Source organism: Mesorhizobium sp. YL-MeA3-2017 (assembly GCF_030814575.1).
GTDB lineage: Bacteria > Pseudomonadota > Alphaproteobacteria > Rhizobiales > Rhizobiaceae > Mesorhizobium > Mesorhizobium terrae.
The window spans coordinates 4,884,563-4,906,893 of record NZ_JAUSVH010000001.1 but is presented as its reverse complement, the minus strand read 5'-3'; the positions used below and the strand labels follow the sequence as shown (position 1 = coordinate 4,906,893).

Sequence of the window (22,331 nt, the reverse complement as noted above, 5' to 3'; positions counted from 1 at the left end):
GCCTCAGCCTTCGACGAGGCGCAGGCCAACAACACCGACGATGATCAGCGCAATACAGCCGAGCCTCAGCGGAGTGGCCGGATCGCCGAACAGCACGATGCCAAGTGTGGCGATGCCGATCGCGCCGATGCCGGTCCAGATCGCATAGGCTGTGCCGGCTGGCAGATGCCGCATGGCAAAGGTGAGAATGAAAACGCTGAGCAAAGCGAAGAACAGGCCGCCAACGCTCGGCCAGAAACGCGTCCAGCCTTCGGCGTATTTCAGCGAGACGCCCATCGCGATCTCGACTACGCTGGCGAGCAGAAGAAGAAACCAAGCCATTCCGGCCTCCTTTGATGTTCAGACGAAGGCTGATTTGTGTTAATGGGAACCAAAGTGCAATTACGCACCTTTTGGTGCCTATAGGTTTTTCGATGGCTGCTCCCAACGTCTATGATTCCGCCTGTTCCGCGCGGCTTGCGCTGGAGCTCATCGCTTCAAAATGGGCGATGCTGATCCTGCCCGCCTTGTCGGCGGGCCCGATGCGCAACAGCGCGCTCTTGCGCAAGATCGGCGGCATCTCGCAAAAGATGCTGACGCAGACGCTGAAGGATCTGGAGCGCAACGGGCTGGTGATCAGGCGAGACATGCAGACCGTGCCGCCGCATGTCGAATACAGCCTGAGCAAGCTTGGCGCGTCGCTCAGCGAGGCGTTGATCACCCTCGATCTGTGGGCGGAGCGATATTCGGACGATCTCGATGCCGCCCGCGGGCGCTTCGATGCTGGATTGAGGCCCTGACTTCGCGGTGGCGGCTTACAGCGTCAGAGATGGGGGCTGAGCCCGACCACCGTATCCTTGCTGGTCGCCACCGGCACAATTTCGAAACCGACAAGGTCAGCCCATTCGACGACCCAGCGCTGGACCAGCGTCACGTCGTCGGCCTCCACCAACATGAAGCAGCGGCTCATGTCGGCGGCAACCCAGCTGTGATGGACGACGAAGCCCTCGGGGGCGAGCCGGCCCTTGTCACGGAAACGGCGATAGATCGCCTTGGGATCGCCGCCGCGAAAATCCTCGATAACGACGAACTGCATAAATCGCCCTCCTGCCTGAACCCGGCTAGCGGTGCCTGCGGCGGCCGGTATCAGGCCAGCCGCCAGCTATTTTCCGTTCCGCTCCAGGCGGTCGAGGAACCATTGCGTCAGACGCACCCAGACCTCGTCCTTCTCGCCGGTATCCTCACAGCCGTGGTCGAGATTAGGGTTGTCGTTGACCTCGATGACGAAAACGCCGTCCTTGGTCTCCTTGAGATCGACGCCGTAGAGGCCGTCGCCAATACAGCGGGCCGCCTTGACAGCCGTTTGCACGGCATGGGCCGGCGCATCCTTCAAGGTGAAGGTCTTGAAACCGCCTTCGTCCGGCTTGCCGGCACGGTCGTGGTTGACGATCTGCCAGTGCTGCTTGGCCATCAGATATTGAACGGCAAACAGCGGCTCGCCGCCGAGCACGCCGATGCGCCAGTCATAATCGGTCGGAATGAATTTTTGCGCGACGAGCAGGTCGGAATCCTCCAGCCACTCCGTCGCCAGTTTCTTCAACTCGCCGAAATCCTTGCATTTCTTGACACCGCGCGAGAACGCGCTGTCCGGGATCTTCAAGACCAGCGGAAAGCCAAGCGTATCGGCGGCGACTTCCAGGTCGGACGAACCGGCGATCATCACCGTCAGCGGCACCGGCACATCGTTGAACGCCATCAGCTCGTTCAGATAGACCTTGTTGGTGCAGCGGATCATCGACAGCGGGTCGTCGATCACCGGCATGCCTTCCTGCTGGGCACGGCGGGCGAAACGATAGGTATGGTTCGAAATCGAGGTCGTCTCGCGGATAAACAGTGCGTCGTAGTTGGCGACCCTGGCCAGATCCTTCTTGGTGATCGGCTCGACCTCGACGCCCATCTTCTCAGCGGTCTTCGCCCAATAACGCAGTGACGAGATTGCCGAAGGCGGCAGTTGCTCGTGCGGATCGACCAGCGTCGCGAAAGTATAGCGCGCCGGCGTGCGCGCCTTGGTGTCGCGCCATTCGCGGCCGGTGTAGACATCCAGGCATTCGAGGAAGCGCTTCTCCTCGTCTTCCGTCATGCGCGCAAGCGGGTAGAAACCGATCTTGCGGATCGAGGCCCACTCGCCGCCATCGGTGATGGCTACCTCGAGTGCCGGCGCCCGGAACCAGTCGAACAGAAGCTTGGCGAAACGGTCCCAGGCCTTGCTCGGGCCGATGCCGAAGAAGACGTGCATCTTGGCTGGAAAGGCGCCACCAAGATCCTTGCGGCACTTGTTCAGGGCCAGTTCCAGTTCCGGCAGCGCATGCTCGTAGAGCTTGCGTTCGGACAGGTCGATCATCGTCTCGACGGTCGGGATGACCTTGTGGCCACGCGAGCTGGCGAGCAGCGAGGCATAATAACCACGGCTCTGGTAGTCATATCGGTTGGAGAGGTTGATGACCTTCGGGCGCTGCCCGCGGAAGAGGCCCGGGTGCGCCAGATAATCGCGGCTGGTGATGATCTTGTGCGGCGTGGCCACCTGGTCGATGTCGTTCTGCCTGCCGGTGAGGATGACCCAGGTCATTGTCTGTCACGCGCTCCAAGGATGATGGCAGCGCGCAGCCCGTCGCGTCCGAACTGCGCCATGTTGATGAAGATGTCGTAAGGCACGGGAATGTTGGCAGCGTCCGACTCGGTTTCTTCCCGCTCGTCCTCGACCCACGGGTCATGGATCAGGATATGGTCACCGTCGTCGCCGATCGCCAGAACCCAGTGCGGAACTTTCTTACCGAACATCAGGAAGCCGCTGACCAGAACGACAACCAGCTTGCCGGCGGCGATCGCGGTGCGAATGTCGTCGATCGAAAAGGCGTTGTAGCGCACGGGAATGTTGTATTCGCCCGCACGGCGCTGGAAGTCGATCTGCGCCAGTTGCATGACCCGGCGTTTCTCGGTGCTGCGCACCGATTGCAGGAAAAGCGGTCCGTCGAAGGAGACGAAGACCTCAGCGGAAAGTCCGTATTCGAAGGCCGCCACCGCCAAGCCGAACGGCTCGCAACCGCCCGGACCCGACATCATGAAGACGGTGGTCGCCTCGCGCCACAGGCGCACTTCCATCACCGGATCGGGCCGAAAAGTGCCGTCGAAATTCGCCATCGCCATCATCAGGCAGCAAGGCCCGCAAGTGAAATCGCAGGTCTGCTCGTAGAAGGGCACCGAGGTGGCAACCGGCACATGGCCACGCAGCGTCTTTTCGTAACGCAACGCTGGCGTGCCGTCCTCGTAGTAATCTGTCTCGCGCCCGATCCGACGGTAACCGGACTGTTCGTAGATGCGGATGGCGCGGGCGTTGTCCTCGCGCACTTCCAGCCGCAGCATCATGCGATCATGCTCGAAGGCGACGTCCTCAGCCGTATCGAGAAGCAGGCGGCCAATGCCCTGCCCTTCCCGCCCCGGTCCTGTCGCGATGGAATAGAGCCGCGCCACGCCGCTGCCCTTGCGAAACAGGATGATCGCATAGCCAGCGACCTTGCCGTCGCTCTCGGCGATCAGCGTTTCGGCGGTTTCGCGCTCGATCAATTGCCTGAACGAGCGGCGCGAGATGCGGTCGGTGGGAAAGACGGCGTTTTCGATGGCGGCAAGGTCATCGACGTCGGACGGGCGGGCCGTGCGGATTTCGGCAGGCATGAGGGCTTAAGAAACCTCGGTGCGTGGCAGGGAAAGTGCCCAATCGAAACGTCGTCGCGCCAACCGGAAAGCCGACGCATGGTCAGCGTTTCGCGCTTCGATTTGGGCTGAATTGTGACAGATTCCGCTGGCTTGCCAAGCGATATAGCGGCTCTCCCCACCGGACATGCAAGCGCTCCAGTGCAAGTGTTTGACTACCGGACGATTGTCTCAAGCGACAGCGACGATCACACCCGGCGTCCAAACAGCGAGCCCACAACAGATGGTGCTTTGCAGCCGGGCTCTGCCATGCCACCAAGGGGCATGACCGCCCACAATCAGCAGCAACCATCCCGACCCTGGCCGAAATGGCTTGGATGGCTCGGCCTCGCCATCCTGGTCGCAGCCACGCCGGTGGCGTTGCTGGCCATGTCGATGCCGGCGAACGAATACAAGGCCGGGGGCGTGGATGCAGTCGATTGCGACGGGCCGATCTCGGCGCTTCTGTTCGCGATCCCGGCTTTGCTGCTCTACGGCGTTGGCGCTGTGGTGAACGGGCACTATTTTCGCGACCGGCTCAATCTGGTCATCGCCGTCATCTGCACGGTGGCCTGCCTGTTGATTGCGGCCAACATCGTCGGGGCAGCGAGGGAACAGATGCTGATGGACCGCGATCCCCAAGTCTGCGGATGACGCACTGTCAGCCCGAGCAACCCTCAGTCCCGAAGCCACGCCCGGTCAGACGGTGCGGTGCTAACTCGCGATACCCGCAACCAGTTGCCCGTAGGCGTTCCTGGCAACCGCGGCGAGCCGTTCGCGCGGCAATGAGCCAACCACGGCGCAGCCATAACCCTTGTCCAGCCAGTAAACCGCCGTCGGGCCGTTCTGCGCGGCATAGGTGCCCTTGGCGTTGCTGCCCGAATCGCCGGTGACGAACAGCGAGATACGGTTGCCTTCCTCGTCTTCGTAGAGGAGCATCGCCGCCTTGCTCTCGCCGGCAGGCAGCAACCGTCCGCCGACGAGCTGGAACCCGTCCGCGGTCAAATCAGGCGCCACCAGCCTCAAGCCGAGTCGCGCCGACAGCCATGTCTGCATGTGCTCCTTGTCGGATGCAGGCACCTCGACGGCGTGGCGTTTCTCGGAGGCGTAGATGGCGTGCGCGGCGACCGCTTCCTCGGCAAGCCGATCTCCGGCCGGATCCTCGAAGCCAAAGTCCCGCGTGCCGACGGCAAAGCCGCCCGCACCGCCGACCGCGAGTAACGCCGCAGCAGCGGCGGCCTGCCACCAAGGCGACCGTCTTACCCGAGAAACACGTTCCTTGCCCGCAACCATGTCGGTGAAGCGGGCAGGCAGCGGTTCTTCAAGAACCCCGGCGAACGCGGCACGCAGCGCCGCACCGTCGGCGTCATAGCGGCTGCCCCTCGCCTTCATCTCGGGATTGCTGTCCAGCCAGCTCTCGAACGCGGCGCGCTCCTCGGCCGGCAACTCGCCATCCAGAGCAAGGTGGATATCGCGTTCGGTGAAATCGCGTGCGGTCATTTCTCGACCACCCTCAGCGATCGACGGCGCGCCTTGTCATCGAGCAGCACGCGCAAATCTTCGCGGCCTCGCGATATGCGCGACATCAGCGTGCCTGCGGGAATACCAAGGATGCCGGCGGCCTCGGCATAGGAGAAACCTTCAATCGCCACCATGACCAATGCGGAGCGACGCTCGGGACTGATCGCGTGCAACGCTTCGATGATCTCGCGGGAAGCGAGACTTTCAACCTGGATTGCCGGCACGGCCAGCGCCTCGTCGCCATCCAGCGACAGCATCGCCGCTTCGCCGCGCCGGTTCACCTTGCGCATCTGGTCAATGAACAGGTGGTGCATGATCGTGAACAGCCATTTCCTCGGGCTTTCGCCAGTCTGCCAGTTGTCCAGCCTGACCAGGGCCCGTTCCAAGCAATCTTGGACGAGATCGTCAGCGGAATCGCGGTCGCGCACCAAAGCGCGCGCATAGCGGCGCAAGCGCGGAATCTCACCAAGGATCGCTGCCTTCCTCTCGTCCATGAGCGGCGGTTCGCCAATTTCTTCCGTTGCCGGTCGATTGAACGCGCCTTCGCCGATCGGCGCAAGCAGCGCAAATACCCGCTTCGTTGCCATCGTCAGGAAAACGGCGGCCGACGAAGGATTATTCCCGATCCTGAACGGTAAAATGCCCGAAAACGACAACGCCGCCGATCCTTGTGGATCGGCGGCGTTGCGACGACTGAGCTGGAACAGTCTTCGTTTTGCCGGTGTCAGAACCGGTAGTTGACGCCCATGTTGACGGTGTGGGCGGACAGATCGGCCGACCGCTTGGCACCGTTGCGCAACGTGTAGTCGACGTCGCCATAGTTGACGTAGTTGTATTCGACCTTGGCCGAGACGTTGCCGGCGAAGGCCTGCTCGATACCGCCACCCAACAGATAGCCGCCTTTCCACCTGCCGCCGGATGCAACGGTACCGCCAGGCTTGACCTTGGTCATCGAATAGCCCGCCGTGCCGTAGACAAGGGTCTTGTCGAAGGAAACGCCGGCGCGAACCTTGGCGGCGCCGATCCAGGTGCGCTTCAGTTCGGCACCATCGTCGAGTTTGTGCTTGGCGCCCCTGGAATAAGAACCGTCAAGTTCCGCACCATAGACAATGCCGCCGCTCTGGAAGTTCGTGCCGAGCTGGCCGCCGAACTGCAAGCCGCTCTTGCTCGAGAACGGGTTCGGGAAACCCGAGGACGACGTGCCGAGATGGCCGCCGACATAGCTGCCCGACCAGTTGTAGGCAGCGTCCGAATAGTTTTGCGAGCCGTAGTTGTTGGATGCCAGATCGGCTGCCGTGGCCGGCACGGCGAAAGGTGCAAGGCCAGCGAACATGACGAGAAACAGATTTCGCTTGGTCATGGTTTTTAGCTCCGAAAGTGATTGAGCTGCGGAGCGGTTAGCTCCGCAGCCCGTTGACAAGGCCTCGACCGTACGGCGACTGGGGAAGCAATCCGCCGGTCAGGCCCCGTGCACCAGCTAGCTGGTTGCATGCGGAAGATGACCGCTCTGGATTACGCCAACATTGCGCAAAATTTAGCAAAAACAAATATTTATCGGTAATATTTGAGTAACGTTCCTTAAATTTCTCTTAGCATCGCGGCTACCTACCGAGCAGCACGCGACAGCAGGCGCTGGTAGAAAAGCCCGATGCCGATCAGCACGGCGCCAAGCCCGATGAAGGACAGCGCGCGCAGCACGCCCTCCAGCTCCGACATGTCGAACAGGAAGACCTTGAGCACCGCTATTGCAATGAGGGCCGCCGAAGCAATGCGCAGCACCTGCGAACGGAACCGCACGCCGACCACCAAAAGAATCACGCCGAGCAGCAACCAGAGCGCGGAATAGCTGTAGGTTTCCACCTGCTCCATGCCGCTCCACAGACCGATGAACTCGCCCTTGAAGAAACGCCGCACCGACAGGGTCGCATAGGCGAAAGCCAGCAAGGCTCCCATCAGAGCCAGCATCGCGGAGTACCATTTCGGCCGCTTGCCGCGCGCATAGTAAGCCAATGCGCCAGCCGCCAGGGCTGGCAGAAGATAAGCTAGGAAGAGCAGGTTTAAGACAGGGATGCGGCCGGTCGATTCGTCGGTGAACAACGGATTGAGGATCGCGAAGTGCTGGCTGACAATCGTCAGCGCCGACACGACGCCCGCGATCAGCGAGCCATAACGCAACACTGAACTCGGCGAACGCATGTCGATGCTGATCAGGATGGCGCCGGCGCCGAGCGTGATCAACGTGTAGATGGCCTGCTCGGCCAAGGTGACATGGCCGTCGTCGATGACACCGCCATGCATGGCATGGCGCACCAGCATGGCAACGCCCAGCAGCGCAAACAGCGCGGATCCGGCTTCCATGGCAAGGCGCGGTCGGCCATCGGTGGTGCGCGCCAACTGCCAGGCGGCGAAGCCAAAGGCGAGCGCCGGCACGCCATAACCAGGCAACAGCCAGTTGAAGACTGGCGTTCTGGACAGGAAATCCGCTCCGACGATCGTCGGGTCGAAGGCGACACGCGCCAGCACGCCGACCACGGCGCCGACGGACAGCCAGCCCAGTACCGGATAGCTGCGCCAGCGCGTGGCCAAGGCGGGCACAACCGCCGCAGCACCCAACAGAACCGTCGTTATGCCTGACCCGAATGCCATGTGCAGCATCAGGACCGCGGCAAGACCCGCGCCGACAAGGGCGAAGGAAACCGCCGGCCCACCTGTCAACTGCGGTTCTTCGGCACGCGCGATCCATTCGCCGCCCGCGACGAGGGCCGCAAGCAACAGCAAGGAAATCAGGGCGTAGACAAGGTCGCGGTCGAGATTGCCGAAGGTGACCCAGAGCGACAGGACGATGACCAAGGGTGCAACAGCCGCCCAAGCGGCCCATGAAGCCGACTGGACAAGGCTGGCCGAGACATGGCGGCGAGCGCTCCACAAGCCGGTCCCGAGGAAGAGCAGACCGAGCAACAGGCCGATGCGAACCATCGAGGTTCCGGCCGCCGCCGCTACCGGCATCGTGTCCATCACCGCGTAGCCGGAAAAATCGATCGACGCGGTCGCGAGAGGCGTCAGGCGCAGATAGGCGAAGACCGTCGCCACGCCTGCACCGAAGAGCAGCGGCAGCGCCTGAGGCCTGAACAGTGCGGCCGCAAGCAAGGCGGCGATCAGAATAGTCGCCGGCCAGGCGCCCCCGATCTCGGCGAAGCGTGGTTCAACGAACAGCAGCAATGCCGACAAGGCCACGAAGATAGCCGGAGCGAGCGAGGGCAGATCGAAGCCGAGCGTCGCCGAAACGGCGTCCTGTTCCTTGCCGAGCCAGACGAAAGCGAGCACGACAAGCGTGACAAGGCTGATGAAGACCAGGACCGAAAAACCCGGCATCGGCGCTTCGATCATGTAAGCCACGGTCCAAAGGCCGACGCCGGCAAAAGCGGCCGCCATCAAAGGCGTCCAGCGGCGGATCCGGGCGATGAACCCGGTCGCGACCAACACAATGGCCAGATAGCCGAACAAGGCCCAGGGGTTGGGTGACTGCGATGCAACGAGCATCGGGGTCGCCAACGAGCCGAGCAAGCCAATTCCGGCCAATGCCTGGCCATGCACAAGGGCCGCGGCGATCGTCGCGACACCAATCAATCCAAGCAGCACGAAAGCCGCCGCCGGACCGATGAAGCCGTAGATGCCATGCGCGGCATAGACGGTACCAAAAAGGGTGAATGCGCCAGCAGCGGTCAGGATCGCCGGTATGTAGGCGCCGGCCGCACCTTCGACCGGCACCTTGTAACCAGTGCGGCGGATGAATTCTCCACCGCCGATCAGCAGCAATCCAAGGATCGCCGCCATTGTGAGGCGCAAACCGGGGCCAAAGATACCGGCTTCGATGCTGTAGCGGACGAGGAACAGACCACCCAGGGCCAGCGCAATGCCACCGACCCAAACCGCCCAACGGGTGCCCAGCGCCGTTTCTATATCCGGCTTGCGCGACGCATCCGCTTGCGCGGGCGAAGCTTCCGCATCGCCGGCGGCCTCCGCCCTGGCGCTTCCCCATGGCCCGGCGACGGCCTCTTCAGGGGCATTGGCCTGATGTGCGGCCGGCCGCACGCTTTCCTCTTGGGCCGCTTCCACCCGCAGCGTTGCAGGCGACGTGGTTTCGGCCTGAGCCTTGCCAGCATCCGGTGCCGCTCCGGCGGAAATTGCCGTCGTCTTGCCGGCCGAGGTGAGGATTTCCTCCAGCGCGGCTTCCGATTTTGCAGCTCCTGGAACTGCCATACCGCGCAATTCGGCAAGATCGCGCTCGATCCTCGACAGCTGCGAGCGTTGCCGCAATACGACCACGAACAGCACGACAAGCGCGATGATGCTGATTGTATCCAATGCGAAAATCCCCGAGTCTGACAGTTTCCGAGAACTACAGATACGCCCTATCTGGCAGCCAAATTGCCCAGTGGGAAGATCGAACAGGTTTCCGTGCCGAAAGCCAGCAGTTTGCCTGCGCTGTCCTTCAGGCTCGCTTCCGATACCGCCAGCGTACGCCCCTTGTGGATGACCCTGCCTTCGCAGACCAGTTCGCCGCTATTCGGCGTGATGGGGCGCATCAGATTGACCTTGAACTCTGCCGTGGCATAGGCCTCGCCCTTCGCAAGCAAGGTTTGTACGGCACAGCCGAGCGCGGAATCCAGGATGGTCGCCGCCCAGCCGCCATGCACGCCGCCCATGGGATTGAGATGCTTCTCATTGGGCACGCCACGAAAGACCGCCCGCCCCTCCGCCACCTCGGTCAAGCCGAAATTCATCTGGTAGGCCATCGGCGGGGTCGGATATTGGCCATCGACAATGCGCTGTAGGAATTCCAGCCCCGAACAGTCAGCGATTTCGGCATGCGGGATGGTGCCTACACCCATGGGCGAGACCAGATCCGGGTAAAGCTCCATTGCGCTCATGCGGCGTTGTCTCCCGTAATGGCCTTCGGGCCGGCATGATGTTTGCGCAGGGCCGCGAGAAATCCCGAACGCGCATCGGGCGGTTCGATGCCGCGCGGCTCGTAGACATGGCGCCTGAAGAAGAAACCGGTCAGGCGAAATGCATCCTCGATGGCGTCTGGGTCGGCATGCTGCCCGCCGCCTCTCTGCAGGAAGCCCGGCAACACCAGCATCTTGTCGTGCCACGGCGCGCCCGCCTCGCGCGACACCGCCCTGCCCGATTTCGGCGAGACATAGGTCAGATCCTGCCTGGTACCCGTCGCGGCACATTCCGTAAGATCGAGGCCGAAACCGAGTTCATCGAGCACCAGCAATTCGAAACGCGCCACCAGTTCGCCGGCAAGATCCGCATCCTGGAGATGTTCGACGATCACGCCCAAGGTGGCGTAGAGACCGTCATGCCGGTCACGCTCCGGCAACAGGCGCAGATGCGCGGCCAGAAGCTGCAGGCCGTAGACGGCGACGGCGCTGTCCATCAGCCGCGCAGCGTTCATCTCGATCGCTTCAGCCTGGAACGTGCCCAGATGCTCGTCCAGCCGCGCGCGCCAGATCAGATCGACGCGATTGCCAGCCTGGAGCACCGGCTGGATCTTGCGCGAACGACCGCCGCGCACGAGGCCGAGATGCCTGCCATGCGTTTGTGTCATCACCTCAAGGATGGCGCTGGTTTCGCCATGCTTGCGGGTGCCGAGAACGATTCCCTCGTCGCGCCATTCCATGGGCGGAGATTTGACGCCTTCTGAGACGAAATCAAGAAGCAGGCGAACAACCGGACAGTTGCTGCCGCCAAACGGAAACGGCCCGCGACGATTGTCGCGGGCCGCAAAACCAGGGTTTGAAGCTGATTAGAAGTTGCGCTGGAAGCGGATGATGCCGCCCAGGCTGTTCTTCTTGTCGGCCTTGGTCCAGGTCGAGCCTGCCTCGCCGTAACGGCCGTTGTGGAGGAAGTCCACTTCGGGCGTGATGGTGAAGCCGGGGACGATTTCGTAGGCAACGTTGGCGGCAATCGCGAGATTGCGGTTGTCGTCATACGAGATCTGGGTGTTGAACTTGGTCTTGGAGTTGAACTTGTAGGTACCGCCACCCCAGACAGCCCAGTTGCCGCCCCAAGGCTTGTACTGGTTGCGGTCGATGTTGTCGTCCGTACCGTAACCGCCCATGACGAAGAGGGTGAGGTCGCTGGTGGCGTTCACGTCGAGGCGAACCTTGCCGGCCCACTCTTCGAAGGCGCTGTTGTAAGCAACGACGCCGGTCACCGAACCCCAGTCACCCTTGTACTTCACACCGCCGACGACGTGCGGAACATAGCTGTCGATGGTGTTGTTGTCGGAGACCCAGGTGTCGCCAACGCGCTTGACGCGCGAATAGCTGCCGGCGCCCTGTTCGAGCGACACGATCGCCGAGAGGCCGTTGCCGGCATCGAAGGTGTAGCTGATCAGGTTGGTGTCCTTGCCGCCATACGGGATGATCGTGTCCTGGATGACGTTACCGGCGTAGCCGATGAAGGTGTCGTAGGCGGTTTCGTCCTTACCGACGCGCAGACCACCGAGCTGGATCCAGGCGAAGTTCAGCGACACCGACTTGTTCTGCGCGGTGCCGTCGGCATTGGTGTTGCCGAACTGGAAGCGGGTTTCGGTGTAGGTCTTCAGGGTGCCGAGCTCGGTCTCCTGACCGGTCCAGGTCTTCAGCGCGAAGCGGGCGTTCTTGTAGTAGGTGTGCTGCCTGTCGCCGTTCAGGCGATCATTGGTCACCGAACCGTCGAAGGTGCCGATGTCGCCGAAGCCGGCGTCATAGCGGAGATAGCCGCCGACGCGCAGGCAGGTTTCGGTGCCCGGGATGTAGAAGTAGCCAGCGCCGTAGACGTCGCAGATCTTGACGTATTCAGCGGGTTCCGGTTCGGCAACGACGACCGCATCGGCCGCACGCGCGCCGGAGACTGCGAGCAGTGCCGCAGCCGAGCCGAGCAGAAGGCTCTTGATGTTCATTTTGACCTCTCCAGTCAATTTTTCAAAATGTGTTTTCGTGTTCTCGGCCGAGGGCCAAAAAATGCCAACCGCCTGTTGAAGGAGGCACGTCAGCGCGCTCTTTCGATCGGGACAATACGCATCGAATTCTCGCTTTCAATGAATATTGCACCGCACAACGCCGTCCGCGCGGATTCAACGGAAGCTTGTTGTATATTTACAACTAAGATGTTGATTTTAAACAGATTTTGGCACAAACGGCACAACGACAGAAAACTGTCATAAAAGGCGCACTCTTCGTCGAATAATATTCTCGAAAGGAGCGTAAAGGGCGGTGAAACAACCGGGAACGAAGGCGCTCAGGTCGTCTGCGGAAGCTGGTCCGTGCTGGCGGAAACCGCCGCCGCGGCGCGGATGACATCGTCGGATCGATCCTTGGTCAAAAGGTCGATCGGAGCCTCGCCATCGAACTCCGCGGCTGGTCGAATCAGCCACGACCACGCGGTGCGTGGATGCCCAATCAATTGCAAAACCTCGCGAATGCCCGGCACCGGCCGGCCATCGACGAATTGGGCGAGCGGAAAGACATGTTTCCTGCCGCCGGTACGCAGCGCGATGACCTCGCCGCGCCGCTGCCAGCGGTGCAGCGTGGAGCGCGGTATCCGCAGCGTCTCTTCCAGATAGGTCGAGCCGGCCACCTGCCCTGCCCAATCCTCGATGAGCGCCGACGCCAGCCCGCCACGCTGCGGCTGCGAATCGCTGGCCATCTCGGATTGCGAGGCGGCGGACGTCTCCATCGAATCGAGCTGGCCTCTTGCCGACGTCGATTCGGTTTCTTGCGCCGCGTCGGCCAGCAGCAGCCTGACGATCTTGGGCGCCAGCTTGGAAGGGTTCTTCAGGGTAGCCGAGAGCGCTCTGTGCTGGCGCGGCGACAGATTGATGATCGCGGTTGCAACGCTGCCGCCGACGATAGCCGCCAGCTTCACGGCATTCTCGGATGTCTCACCACCGCGACCGCGCAGGGCTTGTTCCAGCGCTGCCGCAACAACTCGCTCGAGCTCAGAGCGGACAACGCCGCTTGCCGCGCTGTTGAATTCGTTCATTCGCATCATTCCGCCGCTGCCTCGGCATGGGGATGATGCCTAGGCTGTACACGGCTATAGGTGCGGTTTGTGACAGTTGCGCGACTGGCGCTGGCGCCCGGTCAGTGCGGGAAATCCAGCCCCATCTCGCGGTAGCGCTCGGGATCGTCGCCCCAGTTCTCGCGCACTTTCACGAACAGGAACAAATGCGTCTTCTGTTCGAGGATCTCGCCGATCTCCCTGCGCGCGGCTTCGCCAATGGCGCGGATGGTTTCGCCCTTGTGGCCGAGAACGATCTTCTTCTGGCTGTCGCGCTCGACATAGATGACCTGTTCGATGCGAACCGAACCGTCCTTCTTCTCTTCCCATTTCTCGGTCTCGACATGGGAGGAGTAGGGCAATTCCTGATGCAGGCGCAGATAGAGTTTCTCGCGGGTGATCTCGGCTGCCAGCTGGCGCATCGGCAGGTCGGAAATCTGATCCTCCGGATAATACCAGGGACCGGACGGCAATGTCGCAGCCAGATAGTCGAGCAGGTCCTTGCAGCCGGAGCCGGTCAAGGCGGAAACCATGAATGTCCTGTCGAACGCGACGCGTTCGTTGGCAGTTTTCGTCAGCGTCAGCAGCGCTTCCGGTTTCACGCGGTCGACCTTGTTCAGCACCAGAACCTTTGGCTGGCGCACGTCCGCCAACCTGTCGAGGATGGCGTCGGCGTCGCCCTTGATGCCGCGCTCGGCATCGATCAGCACCAGGACGATATCAGCATCCTTGGCGCCGCCCCAGGCGGTCGTCACCATCGCGGTGTCGAGGCGTCGCCTCGGCTTGAAGATACCGGGCGTGTCGAGCAACACGATCTGAGCGGCGCCATGGGTGGCGATGCCACGCACCAGGGCACGCGTCGTCTGCACCTTGTGGGTGACGATCGACACTTTCGAGCCGACAAGCTGGTTGATCAGCGTCGACTTGCCGGCGTTCGGGGCGCCGATCAGGGCGACGAAGCCCGAATGCGTGGCCTGCTCACTCTCACCGATCGACGTCACGGCATATCCCCTTCTTCCGGAACCCAGACGCCCTCTCGCACCAGAAGGGCCGTGGCGGCAGCCTGTTCCGCCTCACGCTTCGAACGACCGCTGCCGGTTGCGGGCGCCCTTTCGCCAACCTTGACCCGAACGGTAAACACCGGATCGTGGTCCGGCCCCTCGCGCCCTTCGATACTATAGTCAGGCGTGGCGCCTGTCGCCTGGTGCGCCCATTCCTGCAACTCTGTCTTGGGGTCGCGACGTGCCGCGCCGACGGCGCCGGCACGCGGCTTCCAATAGGTGTGAATGAACCGCCGGGCAACATCGATGCCACCGTCGAGATAGATGACCGCGATCAGCGATTCCAACGCGTCGGCGCGCAGGTTGACCCGCTTGCGCTCGGCCAGATTGCGAACTTCGCTGCCGGCGCGGATCAACTCCGCGAGCCCGATTTCGTCGGCGATCTGCGCCAGGGTTTCGGCATTGACCAGAGCGTTCAGCCTGACCGACAGCTCGCCTTCCGGCGCGTTTGGGAAATCTGCGAGAAGCATGTCGGCAATAACAAGGCCGAGCACCCTGTCGCCGAGGAACTCGAAGCGCTCATAGTCGACACCGGCCTGGCTTCCACGCGCGCTGGCATGGGTCAGCGCCCGCTGCAGTCGCTGCGGGTCGCTGAAGGCGTGACCGGTTCGGCTTTCCAGGACGGCGGCAAGCGCGTCGGCTGTCAAACGCTTCGGTGCCGTCATAGGCTAGTGGACAAAATTGAAGAGGCGCGAGGCACGCATCTCGGACGGCCACTTCCAAATCTCGAGCGGGCTTGCACCACCGGAAATCGAGAAGAAGATGATGTTTGCGCGGCCCACCAGATTGTCGGCAGGCACATAGCCGACGGAGAAGCGGCTATCGCTGGAATTGTCGCGGTTGTCGCCCATCATGAAATAGTGCCCTTCCGGCACCTTGAACTCGCGCGTGTCGTCGCCGATGCCATTCGGCGTCAAATCGAGCGTATCGTAGGAGACGCCGTTGGGCAGCGTCTCGCGATAGACGTCGACCGGGCGATTCTGCTCGGTGATGTCGGGATTGTCGATCTGGCCGACCTTCACGCGCGGCACGCCGACATCGTTGATGAACAGCTGGCCGCCCTTCATCTGGATCTTGTCGCCTGGCAGGCCGACGACGCGCTTGATGTAGTCGACGGACGGATCCGGCGGGAACTTGAAGACGACGACGTCGCCGCGCTTCGGCTCGGAGCCCCAGATGCGACCCGAGAAAAGGTCCGGACCGAAGGGCAGCGAGTAGCGCGAATAGCCGTAGGCCCACTTGGTGACGAAGAGATAGTCGCCTTCCAGAAGCGTCGGACGCATCGAACCGGACGGGATGGAAAATGGCTGGAAGAACAGCGTGCGGATAACCAACGCCAGAAGCAAGGCCTGCACAATGACACTGACGGTCTCGCCAAGCCCGCCGCTTTTCTTGTCGGATTTATCTGCCACGCTCATCTCGTCCTCGATGCCTCGCCGGTTCATATACGGGGTCGTTGCCTGTCCGGCAACGCCCATAAGTCCTTCCAACGCCTATCACTGTGGCGCTTATGCGACAGGCAGCGCCTCGATAATCACAAAGGCTTGAGCGAGTGGGTAGTCGTCGGTGATGGTCAGGTGGATTGCGGCCCGGTGTCCTGCCGGAACGAGCTTTTCCAGTTGCTCGGCGGCACCGCCGGTCAAAACCATGGTCGGCTTGCCGCTTGGCAGGTTGGCAACGCCCATGTCGCGCCAATAGACACCTTGCGCGATGCCGGTGCCGAGTGCCTTGGCGCAAGCCTCCTTTGCCGCGAAGCGCTTAGCATAGGAGGCGGCCCGCATCCTGCGTCCCTCCGACCGCGCCTGCTCCACATCGGTATAGACACGCTTGACGAAACGCTCGCCGTGGCGCTCGAGCGACTTCTCGATGCGGCGGATGTCGATCAAATCGCTACCGATGCCGATGATCATCGCGTGGCAGAACCCAGATGGCCCACATCCGACGCGGGATGGCCGCGCGCGGCGCGCTCGGCCAGACGCCGGCGCTGCCGATCCTGGAATTTGGTCATGCCCCAACGGGTCAGGCCATAGGTGATCAGACCGGCCGTAAGACCCAGTGGAATGGCGCCAATGGTCATCGGCTTCAGCACTGGTTCCCAAAGCTGCGCGAAGCTCAGGTGACGCAACATGGCACCGAGATGCGCCGGCGGACCGCTGTGAGGAACATGCTCGTTCAACAGCAGCCTGCCGGTTTCCCAGGAGGCGCCCCACAGGAACGGTACCGTCAGCGGATTGCCCACGGCCGTTCCGATCGCCGCGGCGACGAGGTTGCCGGCAACCACCCAGCACACCACCGCGGCGATGACAAAATGCAGGCCGAGCGGAAAGAAAGACGCGAACACGCCGGCGGCGACGCCAGCAGCAACGGCATGCGGTGTCGCCTTCAACCGGACGATGCGCTTGGCGAAATAACGCAGCGAACGCGAAAGGGAGCGGCGCGGCCACAGCCAAATGCGCAACCGCTCGCTTAAACTCTCGGCTTCCCTTCGCTTGAACAGCATATGTCAGGCCAAACTCTATAGTGCCGCGATCGTTACAGCGCCCGGCTGCCGGGTTTAACCGCCGGCAGTGCGGCAAGTTCCGGCGGCAACTTGTCCGCAGGATACGCCGGAACCTCATACTGCGCGAGGGCAATCAGGGGCACCCCCACCTCGGTCTTTCCGGCTGAACGGTCGATGATGCAGGCAGCCGCCAGCACCTCCGCGCCAAGGTCGCGCAGGCAATCGATGGTCTCGCGGATCGACAGGCCGGTGGTGACGATGTCCTCGACGATGACGACGCGGGCGCCTTTCTCGATTTCGAAGCGGCGCAGCCGGAACACACCCTGCTCGCGCTCCACCCAGATGGCCGGTACGCCGAGATGGCGCGAGGTCTCATAGGCGGGGATCAGCCCGCCGACCGCCGGACCGACGACATAGTCGATCGGCCCTTCGACCTCTGCCCGGATCTTGCCAGCCAGTGCCTTGCACAGCCGTTCCGTCTTGTCGGCATGCATGAAAACACGCGCCTTCTGCAGGAAGACCGGGCTGCGCAATCCCGAGGTGAGGATGAAATGCCCTTCGAGCACCGCGCCCGCCGAGCGAAAGATATCCAGCACTTCAGCCGTGTTCATGCCTGCGGTTCCGATCATCCATTGACGCGCCGCGCATCGCTGACGCTGGAGTTTTCCTTGAGCTGCGACAGCAGCCGGTTCAAATGCTTCAGGTCCCAGACCTCGATGTCGATCAACATTTCGGTGAAATCGGGCGCGGTGCGCACCATCGACAATGTGTGGATGTTGGCATCGTTAGCGGCCACGACTTGCGCTATATCAGCAAGCGATCCCGGCGCATTGATGGCAGTCACCGAAATACGTGCGGGAAACCGCTCGCGATTGTTCTCGTCGATGTCCCAGCGCACGTCTATCCAACGTTCCGGCTGATCGTCGAACGCCGTCAGCGACGGCGACTGGATCGGATAGATGGTGATGCCGGACCCCGGCTGGATGATGCCGACGATACGATCGCCCGGCACAGCACCCTCCGGCGCGAAACGCACGGGCAGATCACCACGCACGCCGCGGATCGGCACGGCGGCATCCCTGGGCTGGCTCTTGTCGCGCCGCGCGGCACGGCCCGGCATCTGGAAGAGCATGCCGGCGGCGTTGCGTATGCGCGACCAACCCTCTTCGCGGTGCTTGGGCTGGGCAACAGTGACGCGCTCGTCCTTGTAATCAGGGAACACCGCCTTCAGCACATCCGCCGAAGCGAGTTCGCCGCGGCCGACGGCGGCCAGCACATCCTCGATGTCCTTGCGCGCCAGGCGGTGCAGCACCGGCTTCAAGCTCTCCTTCGAAAAGGTCTTGCCGCCGCGTTCGAAGGCGCGCTCCAGAATGCGCATACCGAGGCCGGAATACTGCTTGCGGATGGCGTTCTTGGTAGCCCGGCGGATGGCGGCGCGCGCCTTGCCGGTGACCACGATCGATTCCCAGGCGGCGGGTGGCACCTGCGCCTTGGAACGGATGATCTCGACCTCGTCGCCGTTCTTCAGTTCCGTCATCAGCGGCATCACGCGGCCGTTGACCTTGGCGCCCACGCAGCTGTCGCCGACGTCGGTGTGGACGGCATAGGCAAAATCGATCGGCGTCGCGCCACGCGGCAACGCGATCAGCATGCCCTTGGGGGTGAAGCAGAAGACCTGGTCCTGGAACAGCTCCAGCTTGGTGTTTTCCAGGAAATCCTCGGGATTGTCGCCCTCGGCCAGCTGCTCGATGGTGCGGCGCAGCCAGGCATAAGCGTTGGTTTCCTTGGAGATCGTGTGGGTGGCGCCGTTGGTCTTGCCCTTGGCATCCTTGTAGATCGAATGCGCGGCCACGCCATATTCGGCAATCTTGTTCATCTCGCGCGTACGGATCTGCAGCTCGACACGCTGGCGCGACGGACCGACGATGGTGGTGTGGATCGAACGATAGTCGTTCTGCTTGGGGGTCGAGATGTAATCCTTGAACCGGCCGGGAACCATCGACCAGCTGGTGTGGATCAAGCCCAGAGCGCGGTAACAGTCCTCGATCGTGTCGACGACCACGCGGAAACCAAAAATGTCGGACAGTTGTTCGAAGGACAGCGCCTTGGCTTCCATCTTGCGGAACACCGACCAGGGCTTCTTCTGCCGGCTTTTGACGCCAGCCTTGATGTTGTGTTTCTCGAACAGGGCCGAAAGCGCGTTCTCGATCTCGGCGAGCACACCCTTGTTGCGCTCCGATATCTCCGCCAGCCTGGCGGTCACCGTGCGGTAGGCTTCGGGATTGATGAAGCGGAAGGCGATCTCCTCCAGCTCCTCGCGCATGCCCTGCATGCCCATGCGCCCGGCCAGCGGCGCATAGATTTCCATCGTCTCCTCGGCGATGCGCACGCGCTTGTCCTCGCGCATATGGTCGAGGGTACGCATGTTGTGGAGCCGGTCGGCGAGCTTGACCAGGAGAACGCGAACGTCCTCCGAAATCGCCAGCAACAACTTGCGCAAATTCTCGGCCTGCTCGGCCTTCTTGGAAACAAGGTCCAGCTTCTTGAGCTTGGTCAGCCCTTCCACCAGCTTGCCCATGTCCGGACCGAACAGTTCGTCGATCTCGGCGCGGGTCGCGGTGGTATCCTCGATCGTGTCGTGCAGCAGGGCGACCGCGATGGTCGCCTCGTCGAGATGCATGTCGGTGAGGATGGCAGCAACTTCGAGCGGGTGCGAAAAATAGGGATCGCCGGAAGCACGCTTCTGGTGGCCATGCTTCTGCATGGCATAAACATAGGCCTTGTTGAGCAGCGCCTCGTTGACGTCGGGCTTGTAGCGCTGCACGCGCTCGACAAGCTCATATTGACGCATCATGGGCGGATTCTCGCAAAGCTCAAATGAATCATGCGCCGCAGCGACGGCGGCGCATGTCACAAATAGCCACGAAAACTATGGCGCGAAAGGGCCGAAGCCCCGTCGGCTATCAATAATCGTCGTTCTTTTCCGGCGCGACCAGGCCTTCGATGCCGGCCAGCAGGTCTTCTTCCGTCATACGGTCGAAAGTGATGTTCTCTTCCGGCTCGTCGGCATCGGCCGCGACGGCAGTGCCGGTCTGATCGGTGATCGCTTCGCTTTCGGGCGCTTCCGGCTCGTCGACCTCGACATGCTTCTGCAGCGAGTGGATCAGATCTTCCTTGAGATCGCCGGGCGAAAGCGTCTCGTCGGCGATCTCGCGCAGCGCCACGACCGGGTTCTTGTCGTTGTCGCGCGGCACGGTGATCTGTGCGCCCTGGCTGATCTGGCGGGCGCGATGGCCGGCCAACAGCACCAGCTCGAAGCGGTTGTCGACCTTGTCGATGCAATCTTCAACGGTTACGCGGGCCATTCGATGCCCCTTTCATGCTCTTGATCTATTGGAAATCTGGCGGGCTCCATAGCCCGAACCAGGCCGGATTACAAGCACGACGCGCCTCGGCTGCCTTTGCCGGCTCGCGATTGATCACAATTTCTTGCGCAGCCCCTCTTGCTCTTGGAATGCCATGATGCCGGCGTTATTCCATCAAGAATAAGGGCCTGGGTATTTTCTATGAAACCTTGCCCTACGTACTTATCGCGCCTCTTATTTTCAAGAAGGATATTGCCGTGTTCGATCCACGCGAAAAAATCGCCCTTTTCATCGACGGCGCCAATCTTTACGCGACCTCGCGCGCACTCGGTTTCGATATCGACTACAGAAAGCTGCTGGCCAGCTTCCAGAAGCGGGGCTATCTGCTGCGCGCCTATTATTACACCGCGCTTGTCGAGGATCAGGAATATTCCTCGATCCGCCCATTGATCGACTGGCTCGACTACAACGGCTTCAAGGTGGTGACCAAACCCGCCAAGGAATTCACCGACGCCGCAGGGCGCCGCAAGATCAAAGGCAATATGGACATAGAACTGACGGTCGACGCGCTGGAGCTCACCGACGTCGTCGACCACTATGTCATCTTCTCCGGCGACGGCGATTTCCGCACGCTGGTGGAAGCATTGCAGCGGCGCGGCCGCAAAGTTTCCATCGTCTCGACCATGTCTTCGCAACCGCCGATGATTTCCGACGATTTACGCCGTCAGGCCGACCACTTCATCGACCTTGCGACCTTGAAGAACGAGGTCGGTCGCGATCCGAACGAACGGCCTGTCCGCCGCGCCGAGCCGGCTGTCGCGCATGATGATGACGAAGACGAATATTGATGGTAGCAGGCGGCATGCCCGCCTCGACCGAACCCTCCCACGATTGCCCGCTCTGCCCTCGCCTGCATGATTTCATCGCTGGCTGGCGCGAGCGTGAGCCGGCCTGGTTCAACGGTCCCGTTCCGGCGTTCCTGCCGCGTGACGCCGCGGCAAGGCCAAGCGAAGACAATGTGCGCCTGCTCATTGTCGGCCTTGCGCCCGGCCTGCGCGGCGCCAATCGCACCGGACGCCCGTTCACCGGCGACTTCGCCGGCGACCTACTTTACTCGACCCTGATTTCGCATGGTTTCGCGCGCGGCAAATTCGAGGCGCGCCCGGACGATAGCCTGGAACTTGTCGACACGGCGATCGTCAATGCGGTGCGCTGCGTGCCGCCGGAGAACAAGCCGACCGGACCGGAAATCGCCACCTGCCGGTCGTTCCTCGTTCCGACCATAGGCCGTTTTCCGAAGCTGAAGGCCATATTGACGCTCGGCGCCATCGCGCATCAGTCCACCGTGCGCGCGCTCGGCCTGCGTGTAGCGGCCTTCCCTTTCAAGCATGGCGCGCACTATCAGGCCGGGAACGTTGCTTTGTTCTCCAGCTACCACTGCTCGCGCTACAACACGAATACCGGCGTGTTGACGCAGGAGATGTTCGTGAAGGTCTTTGCCAACATCAGGGATAAGCTCGGTCCGGCCTGATGCAAGCTCGGTACGGAGGGTAGCGGCAAGCCGGCCACCCCACCGTTCGCATGGTAACGTTGAGCCTCAGCCCCGTTCCTTCAGCAGCCTGCCTTTTTCGCGAGCCCAGTCGCGCTGCTTTTCGGTCTCGCGCTTGTCGTGCAACTTCTTGCCGCGCCCCACCGCGAGCAGCAGTTTCGCCCGACCGCGGTCGTTGAAGTAAATCTTCAGGGGCACCAGCGTCATGCCCTCGCGCTCGATGCTTTGCGAGAGCCTCGCCATCTCGCGCTTGTTCAACAGCAGCTTTCGGCGCCGGCGCGGCTCATGGTTGAAACGGTTGGCCTGCAGATATTCCGGCAGATAGGAGTTGATCAACCAGATGCCGCCGTCTTCGACCGAAGCGTAGGAATCCTGGATATTCGCCTGCCCCTGGCGCAACGACTTGACCTCGGTGCCGGTCAGCACCAAGCCGGCCTCGATTGTGTCGAGAACCTCATAGGAGAAGCGCGCCTTGCGGTTTTCCGCGGCGACCTTGTTGTTGGGATCGGCTTTTCTGACCTGGTTCATGGCATCAATTTCAAATGATTGGCGAT

At 62.1% G+C, this 22,331-nt stretch carries 26 protein-coding genes; 5 read left to right on the top strand and 21 right to left on the bottom strand.

Annotation, left to right across the window (positions count from 1 at the left end; all coding sequences use genetic code 11):
* Positions 1–3 precede the first annotated feature (3 nt).
* The gene (locus tag QFZ88_RS23065; RefSeq protein WP_024923918.1) at positions 4–321 is read right to left on the bottom strand and encodes a DMT family transporter; all 318 of its coding nucleotides are present in this window, start codon (positions 319–321) and stop codon (positions 4–6) included.
* Positions 322–413: 92 nt separating this feature from the next.
* Here QFZ88_RS23065 and QFZ88_RS23060 point away from each other — a divergent pair, with 92 nt between their 5' ends.
* The gene (locus QFZ88_RS23060) at positions 414–779 is read left to right on the top strand and encodes a winged helix-turn-helix transcriptional regulator (protein WP_036253907.1); all 366 of its coding nucleotides are present in this window, start codon (positions 414–416) and stop codon (positions 777–779) included.
* 23 nt (positions 780–802) lie between these two features.
* Here QFZ88_RS23060 and QFZ88_RS23055 read toward each other — a convergent pair whose 3' ends face one another.
* From QFZ88_RS23055 to QFZ88_RS23045, 3 genes are all read right to left on the bottom strand, one after another.
* Positions 803–1,075 carry a DUF3303 domain-containing protein gene (locus tag QFZ88_RS23055; protein ID WP_024923920.1) on the bottom strand — a complete coding sequence of 91 codons (273 nt, stop codon included), beginning with the start codon at positions 1,073–1,075 and terminating at the stop codon, positions 803–805.
* Between the two features lie 66 nt (positions 1,076–1,141).
* Complete coding sequence (locus QFZ88_RS23050; RefSeq protein WP_024923921.1) at positions 1,142–2,605, bottom strand: RimK family protein; 1,464 nt, start codon at positions 2,603–2,605, stop codon at positions 1,142–1,144.
* Positions 2,602–3,708, bottom strand: coding sequence for a peptidase C39 family protein (locus QFZ88_RS23045; protein ID WP_024923922.1), 1,107 nt, complete (start codon positions 3,706–3,708; stop codon positions 2,602–2,604). Before QFZ88_RS23045 ends, QFZ88_RS23050 begins: the two co-directional genes overlap by 4 nt.
* 303 nt (positions 3,709–4,011) lie before the next feature.
* On the opposite strand from QFZ88_RS23045, the gene QFZ88_RS23040 reads away from it, so the two are divergent.
* Positions 4,012–4,380, top strand: a complete 369-nt coding sequence (locus QFZ88_RS23040; RefSeq protein WP_024923923.1) for a hypothetical protein — start codon at positions 4,012–4,014, stop codon at positions 4,378–4,380.
* Positions 4,381–4,440: 60 nt separating this feature from the next.
* Here the strand turns inward: QFZ88_RS23040 and QFZ88_RS23035 are convergent, their stop codons facing one another.
* Entirely contained in the window at positions 4,441–5,226 is a 786-nt protein-coding gene (locus QFZ88_RS23035; protein WP_024923924.1) for an anti-sigma factor family protein, read from the bottom strand.
* The gene (locus tag QFZ88_RS23030; protein ID WP_024923925.1) at positions 5,223–5,741 is read right to left on the bottom strand and encodes a sigma-70 family RNA polymerase sigma factor; all 519 of its coding nucleotides are present in this window, start codon (positions 5,739–5,741) and stop codon (positions 5,223–5,225) included. Before QFZ88_RS23030 ends, QFZ88_RS23035 begins: the two co-directional genes overlap by 4 nt.
* Between QFZ88_RS23030 and QFZ88_RS23025 the strand changes: the two genes are divergently transcribed.
* Positions 5,740–5,988 (top strand): hypothetical protein, encoded by a 249-nt coding sequence (locus QFZ88_RS23025; RefSeq protein WP_137902105.1) that lies wholly within the window; start codon positions 5,740–5,742, stop codon positions 5,986–5,988. The genes QFZ88_RS23030 and QFZ88_RS23025 overlap by 2 nt on opposite strands.
* Here the strand turns inward: QFZ88_RS23025 and QFZ88_RS23020 are convergent.
* The 14 genes from QFZ88_RS23020 to rpoZ form a co-directional block, all read right to left on the bottom strand.
* Positions 5,972–6,607 (bottom strand): outer membrane protein, encoded by a 636-nt coding sequence (locus QFZ88_RS23020; protein WP_024923926.1) that lies wholly within the window; start codon positions 6,605–6,607, stop codon positions 5,972–5,974. The genes QFZ88_RS23025 and QFZ88_RS23020 overlap by 17 nt on opposite strands.
* A 245-nt stretch (positions 6,608–6,852) precedes the next feature.
* The gene (locus tag QFZ88_RS23015; protein ID WP_024923927.1) at positions 6,853–9,612 is read right to left on the bottom strand and encodes a DUF2339 domain-containing protein; all 2,760 of its coding nucleotides are present in this window, start codon (positions 9,610–9,612) and stop codon (positions 6,853–6,855) included.
* A 47-nt stretch (positions 9,613–9,659) separates the two neighbouring features.
* On the bottom strand, positions 9,660–10,178 hold the full coding sequence (locus tag QFZ88_RS23010; RefSeq protein WP_024923928.1) for a PaaI family thioesterase: 519 nt from the start codon (positions 10,176–10,178) through the stop codon (positions 9,660–9,662).
* Positions 10,175–10,936: a DNA repair protein RecO gene (gene recO, locus QFZ88_RS23005; RefSeq protein WP_024923929.1), complete on the bottom strand. Its 762-nt coding sequence runs from the start codon at positions 10,934–10,936 to the stop codon at positions 10,175–10,177. Before recO ends, QFZ88_RS23010 begins: the two co-directional genes overlap by 4 nt.
* Positions 10,937–11,062: 126 nt before the next feature.
* Positions 11,063–12,202 carry a porin gene (locus QFZ88_RS23000; RefSeq protein ID WP_024927283.1) on the bottom strand — a complete coding sequence of 380 codons (1,140 nt, stop codon included), beginning with the start codon at positions 12,200–12,202 and terminating at the stop codon, positions 11,063–11,065.
* A gap of 338 nt (positions 12,203–12,540) precedes the next feature.
* The gene (locus tag QFZ88_RS22995; RefSeq protein WP_024926761.1) at positions 12,541–13,284 is read right to left on the bottom strand and encodes an antitoxin Xre/MbcA/ParS toxin-binding domain-containing protein; all 744 of its coding nucleotides are present in this window, start codon (positions 13,282–13,284) and stop codon (positions 12,541–12,543) included.
* 101 nt (positions 13,285–13,385) lie between these two features.
* Entirely contained in the window at positions 13,386–14,303 is a 918-nt protein-coding gene (gene era / locus QFZ88_RS22990) for a GTPase Era (RefSeq protein WP_024926762.1), read from the bottom strand.
* Positions 14,300–15,028, bottom strand: a complete 729-nt coding sequence (gene rnc, locus QFZ88_RS22985) for a ribonuclease III (protein WP_024926763.1) — start codon at positions 15,026–15,028, stop codon at positions 14,300–14,302. The genes era and rnc overlap by 4 nt, the downstream gene beginning before the upstream one ends.
* 3 nt (positions 15,029–15,031) lie before the next feature.
* Complete coding sequence (lepB, locus tag QFZ88_RS22980) at positions 15,032–15,781, bottom strand: signal peptidase I (protein ID WP_024926764.1); 750 nt, start codon at positions 15,779–15,781, stop codon at positions 15,032–15,034.
* Positions 15,782–15,871: 90 nt separating this feature from the next.
* Positions 15,872–16,273 carry a holo-ACP synthase gene (acpS, locus tag QFZ88_RS22975; protein ID WP_024926765.1) on the bottom strand — a complete coding sequence of 134 codons (402 nt, stop codon included), beginning with the start codon at positions 16,271–16,273 and terminating at the stop codon, positions 15,872–15,874.
* Positions 16,270–16,863, bottom strand: a complete 594-nt coding sequence (locus QFZ88_RS22970) for a DUF2062 domain-containing protein (RefSeq protein ID WP_024926766.1) — start codon at positions 16,861–16,863, stop codon at positions 16,270–16,272. The genes acpS and QFZ88_RS22970 overlap by 4 nt, the downstream gene beginning before the upstream one ends.
* Before the next feature lie 32 nt (positions 16,864–16,895).
* Positions 16,896–17,474: an orotate phosphoribosyltransferase gene (pyrE, locus tag QFZ88_RS22965; protein ID WP_024926767.1), complete on the bottom strand. Its 579-nt coding sequence runs from the start codon at positions 17,472–17,474 to the stop codon at positions 16,896–16,898.
* 14 nt (positions 17,475–17,488) lie between these two features.
* Positions 17,489–19,717 (bottom strand): RelA/SpoT family protein, encoded by a 2,229-nt coding sequence (locus tag QFZ88_RS22960; RefSeq protein WP_024926768.1) that lies wholly within the window; start codon positions 19,715–19,717, stop codon positions 17,489–17,491.
* Positions 19,718–19,826: 109 nt separating this feature from the next.
* A complete protein-coding gene (rpoZ, locus tag QFZ88_RS22955) occupies positions 19,827–20,228 on the bottom strand; it encodes a DNA-directed RNA polymerase subunit omega (protein ID WP_024926769.1) in 402 nt (133 codons plus the stop codon).
* Between the two features lie 257 nt (positions 20,229–20,485).
* Between rpoZ and QFZ88_RS22950 the strand changes: the two genes are divergently transcribed.
* Together QFZ88_RS22950 and QFZ88_RS22945 are read left to right on the top strand one after the other, a co-directional pair.
* Positions 20,486–21,076: an NYN domain-containing protein gene (locus QFZ88_RS22950; protein ID WP_024926770.1), complete on the top strand. Its 591-nt coding sequence runs from the start codon at positions 20,486–20,488 to the stop codon at positions 21,074–21,076.
* A 14-nt stretch (positions 21,077–21,090) separates the two neighbouring features.
* Positions 21,091–21,759, top strand: coding sequence for a uracil-DNA glycosylase (locus QFZ88_RS22945; protein WP_024926771.1), 669 nt, complete (start codon positions 21,091–21,093; stop codon positions 21,757–21,759).
* 66 nt (positions 21,760–21,825) lie between these two features.
* Here QFZ88_RS22945 and smpB read toward each other — a convergent pair whose 3' ends face one another.
* Positions 21,826–22,305 carry an SsrA-binding protein SmpB gene (smpB, locus tag QFZ88_RS22940; protein ID WP_024926772.1) on the bottom strand — a complete coding sequence of 160 codons (480 nt, stop codon included), beginning with the start codon at positions 22,303–22,305 and terminating at the stop codon, positions 21,826–21,828.
* Between the last annotated feature and the right edge of the window lie 26 nt (positions 22,306–22,331).